This is a genomic window from Bathymodiolus platifrons methanotrophic gill symbiont (assembly GCF_002189065.1).
Lineage (GTDB): Bacteria > Pseudomonadota > Gammaproteobacteria > Methylococcales > Methylomonadaceae > Methyloprofundus.
This window is the reverse complement of record NZ_BDMN01000376.1, coordinates 1-4632: the sequence shown is the minus strand read 5'-3', so window position 1 is coordinate 4632 and position 4632 is coordinate 1. Positions and strand designations below refer to the sequence as shown.

Below are 4632 nucleotides of genomic sequence, written 5' to 3'. Positions count from 1 at the left end.
TATAACCTATATTAAAACCAAAGAAGGGATGGTTTATTTAGCGGCGATTATTGATTGGCACTCAAAAGCAGTGCTCGCCCATAAAATATCAAACACAATGGATTCTTTTTTAGTTATGGATGTATTAGATGAAGCGCTTTCTCTCTACGGAACACCTGAAATTTTTAATACGGATCAAGGCAGTCAATACACCAGTGAAATTCATACCCAACGACTAAAAAACAAAGGCATTACTATTTCTATGGATGGAAAAGGACGAGCAACGGATAATATTTGTATTGAACGGTTTTGGCGAAGTGCAAAATGTGAGCGTATTTATTTAAATGAATATGGTTCAATTAGAGCGTTAATAGAAGATGTTGATGACTATATTGAGTTTTATAATCATCAACGGTTTCATGAAACCCTGGACTATAAAAAACCAATGAATGTATATAGAGAAAGTATTTTAGCTAATGAACAGCAGAATGAAGCGGCTTAGGAATATGGAATAAGGATTGTTGAAAAATCTGTCTTGACTCTTTGGGGTGCTATAAGTTGAGACGGACGCAGGGCGACCAGGGCATCTCCCATTCGCTGCGTAGGCGAATGAATGTTGGTGACAGGAGTCACAGAATGTTGTGAGGTAGCATGGCGCGCCTATGAACTAAGAATATTTAGCTTGAATAAATCATTTCAATCACTCAATAAAAAAGGACAGGTAAATAACACAGGTGAAGAGCGTCAATTAATTCTAGAAGATATTACACTTGAAATTGATGAATTTAAACCAGCTAAATCCGTTCAGAATCTAAAGACCACTTTTAGAAATAATTGTTCATAAATCAAAAAAGATAATTACCAATCTACGTTAACGTATGATTTATGGCGTTAAATTTGCATTTCTTAACAAGTAAATCAATTACCACCCTAGTATTTTTATAGGTCGAAGGGCGATTGTCATACTTCCTATGTTTACGGCGTTTGGTATAAGTTACATTCAATGATTCTTTAGCTCTCGATAAAGCGACATAAATAGCACAGTTATTTTCAAATGGATTTTTCTTATAATCCCAAAATGCTTGATCTTCTAGACCAATAAAGTAGACAGAATTATATTCAAGTCCCTTACATTTATGAATATTCATTATTTGCACAGATTTTTCCGCATTAAATAATTCAACAGCTATTTCTAATGACTGAGTTTGATTACACATATTTCTTAAATGTAATTCAAGATTCTTCCATATAAAATTATAATATTCTGGAGATTTATATTGTTTCCATCTGCCTTTTATTTTTGCTGAACCCAAAAATTGAATAAAACTCTGCATATAGCAAATTAAGTCGTCAACGCCTGTATTTATTGTTAATTCTTCTCGTTTTAATGATATAAAATTTACGATACTTGTCGTTAACTCTTCTTCTTTATTATCACCTAATTCAACTTTATTTAAAGCCAAATTAATACTAAAAAGTTCTGTCATATCCTTTGGCGTTGGGCATAATAAAACTTTTAAAAATATAGAGAACAACTGACCTAACGGTTCCTTCAGTGCATCTTGTAAATCACTCATATCCAGATTGTGTATTCCAGCTTTCGTAAGTTCAGCTCTAACGATTTCCGTATAGTCAGAAGAATGCTGCTTTGTTAAAATGCAAATATCTTGTTCACTTACTCCCGCAGCTAAAGCCGCTTTGATATTATCAACAATAAAAGATGCCTCTTGATATTCATCTTGGAATATATGTATAGAACAATTTTTTGATTGTTCAAGTAATTCATTGATCAAGTGACTTGGGTCTTTAACGTGTTCGAGAACGATATCTAACACATCTTGAATTTCTTTCGAAGCTCTATAGTTTTTAACTAAAATTTTGTTGCTTGCTAAAAAATCATTTTGAAAATCAGTAAATACGGTTTTTCTAGCCCCAGCCCAAAGCATAATACTTTGGTTGATATCTCCAACAGTTAATAATTTTGTGTCTGTATTTTGAAATAGTAACTTAAGAAGTTCATATTGCTTATCTGTAGTATCTTGAAACTCATCAACAAAAACATAGTCATACGAATATGAAAAAGCATTTCGTATATCTAACCTAATATGCAAAATTTTAATAGCCAACAACAACAAACTATCCATAAGGATTTTATCAATACCATTGGCTTCTCTCTTATGAAAAACGATATCATAATTAATTGCAGGGCGTTCATTCTCTGGAAGAGCGTTCTTAAATCTATCAACAATACTTTTACAAAATGCGTGGAATGTAAAAGAGTCAAAACGAGTTGCTTTGAGTCCGCAACGTTTGTTTATTCTACTTTTTATGTTTATTTGAGCTTCAGTTTTAAATGTTAATGATAATATTCTTTTAGGCCAAGAACACTTGTCAGTAGAAAATAAATAATTAGCTTTTTGTGCTAATAATTCTGTTTTTCCAGCCCCAGCACCTGCAAGAACAGCAACAGATTCATCACAGGTAATAATGTCCATAAGCTCTTCTGTCGCTTCAATACCTTCGGAGGGCAACCATTCTATACCCATTACTCAACAACCTGTTGAGCAAGCTCTATAACTCTCACTGCCAGCCTATTTAACTCTAAAGGTAACTTAGCTTTTATCTCTTCGGAATTATATTCACTTTCAATCTTCATAAACATTCTTACGTGAGATGCAGGTTTACTTTTATTAGATAAAAAACGATAACGATACCAACGAAAGTTTCGCTCCCAGCCATCACCAAAAGCAAACCTTTTTCCTGCATTACCTTTTTTAAGTACAGCTTTAATTAGTGCTTCTACTCTTTTTTCTCGATCATCGTATTCTTCGTCTGCTTTACCTTCTGTTGGGCCTCTTTCACCGTATGTTTCATCTTTCAAGCAAAATACTTCAGGGAAAGCACAAATCATTGAATAGTCGATATCTAGAGGGCTAGAGAAATAAACATCACAGGTTTCTAGCTCATTTACGATATTTTTTAGCTCCCCCCCATAGCTCAGGTTAAATAAATTAGGATCGTCTAGGCTATCCCAATCAGGAACCAAGTCTGGTACTTCCTTTGTTATATATTCGTTTACCACACCATCCATTTTTAATAGTTGTTCGACTGCATATTTAATTCTCCCATATCCACCACCATTTCGATCTATGTCAAAATCTAATAAAGTCACATAGGGTATCTTTAAAGAATTAAGTAATCTCCAAAAATGATTTACATGTCTTCCACCTAATGGAACAACAGATATAGAATGTGCATCTATATCTTGTCCATAATGTTCAAGTATTTTGGGTAAAATAACTTGCTCACTATCACCCTCACCAAGAACAACAAGTTTTGCAAAATAAATTTCAGGATAAGCTTTTACCGCTTCGCTTATATACTTTGCTTGTTCGTCAGCGTCTTCAGGTAACGATAATGACTGAATATGAGTGCTCTTCGTTTCATTATCTAGTCGGAAATGGCGTATTTGTTTAGGATTCACTCTCCCCACTAATGAAGCTGAGTGTGTAGATACAATAGACTGACATAAGTCACTAGTTCCGTAGTCTTTAATTAGTTTCATCACTCGCCCCAGATAATGTGGGGATAAATGATTCTCTGGTTCTTCCAGTGCAATTAGACTAAAAATAGGTAACTTCATTTTATCTGCATCAAAATTTGATGGCTGTTTATCTATTATTGCTTGCCTAGTAGCTTTATCTATATCAAATAACGCTTTAGTTAAAGCGAAATAAACCAGTGACTTTTGGCCATCACTTAATCGGCTTGTATCTACTTTATTTCCTGCTGCGTCAGGCATAAATTGGAGCTGTATCAACCTCAATATTTCATCAACGTCCCCTACAGGGAAGTTTAAGCCTGCTTGATTTAGATGACGACCTCTATATATTTTTGTCCAATTCTGGTTTATCGCATCTGTTATTTGTACTAGTGCAGGATTATCTTTAGCCAAGCCATTAAGCGTTTGAGCTTGTTCTTCAAATGATTCTTGCTCACCATCAGACCACTTAATAGCTTTAAGTAATCGACCTAAAATTGCTTTTGAAGAATACTTTAACTGAACTAATGGATCTCTATTCGCTGGAATATAGTTAACTTGAATCCCATTTCGTTGAGTCGCTAGTAATCTATGCTTATTATCAGCTTCTGGTTGCTCCATATCACCATCAACAATCCATATATCTTCGTCAACATCACCTAAAGGGTTATAATCAAAATTCAAGCTAGCTTCTAAACGAACCCTGAAAATCAATTCACCATTAATACTTGATACAGCTAACCCGTTAATTATGGACGGGATTGATGGATTATCGTTGACCTCTGGGAAATGAAACCACGCTTCAATAAATAAATTTCTGGCATCCCCTTTTTCAGCATCATCTTCCAAATGAAAATCAGATGCGCTTATTCCTCGTAATGAATGATCAATTGAAAAAAGTTTATTTAATGCTTCTAGAGTTGCACTTTTCCCTGTGCCATTGTGACCAATTAATGCAGTAACATCAGGTTCAAAGTCAATCGTTTGTGGGTTTTCCACAGAGATACTTTTATAGCCTGATACGATTAACTTTTTTAATAACATATTCATTCCTGACAGTAGAATTTAGGCTCTATGTGAAATACAGTGGGTAGTCGAATTTTAACTTACCA

The 4632-nt window shown here is 34.3% G+C and carries 4 protein-coding genes; 2 read left to right on the top strand and 2 right to left on the bottom strand.

What is annotated here, in order from left to right; translation table 11 throughout:
• A partial coding sequence (locus CDZ78_RS17855) for a DDE-type integrase/transposase/recombinase (RefSeq protein ID WP_167374390.1) occupies positions 1–481 on the top strand: 481 nt, incomplete at its 5' end.
• Positions 482–592: 111 nt separating this feature from the next.
• Positions 593–823 (top strand): hypothetical protein, encoded by a 231-nt coding sequence (locus CDZ78_RS17850; protein ID WP_087871191.1) that lies wholly within the window; start codon positions 593–595, stop codon positions 821–823.
• 22 nt (positions 824–845) lie between these two features.
• On the opposite strand, the gene CDZ78_RS17845 is transcribed toward CDZ78_RS17850, so the two are convergent.
• Together CDZ78_RS17845 and CDZ78_RS17840 are read right to left on the bottom strand one after the other, a co-directional pair.
• Positions 846–2525 carry a UvrD-helicase domain-containing protein gene (locus CDZ78_RS17845; protein ID WP_087871190.1) on the bottom strand — a complete coding sequence of 560 codons (1680 nt, stop codon included), beginning with the start codon at positions 2523–2525 and terminating at the stop codon, positions 846–848.
• Complete coding sequence (locus CDZ78_RS17840) at positions 2525–4564, bottom strand: ATP-dependent nuclease (protein WP_087871189.1); 2040 nt, start codon at positions 4562–4564, stop codon at positions 2525–2527. The genes CDZ78_RS17845 and CDZ78_RS17840 overlap by 1 nt, the downstream gene beginning before the upstream one ends.
• Positions 4565–4632: the final 68 nt, after the last annotated feature.

Coding starts and splice junctions, on each gene's coding strand:
- CDZ78_RS17840 (WP_087871189.1), bottom strand. CDS start 4,564: ATGTTATTAAAAAAGTTAATCGTATCAGGCTATAAAAGTATCTCTGTG.
- CDZ78_RS17845 (WP_087871190.1), bottom strand. CDS start 2,525: ATGGGTATAGAATGGTTGCCCTCCGAAGGTATTGAAGCGACAGAAGAG.
- CDZ78_RS17850 (WP_087871191.1), top strand. CDS start 593: ATGTTGGTGACAGGAGTCACAGAATGTTGTGAGGTAGCATGGCGCGCC.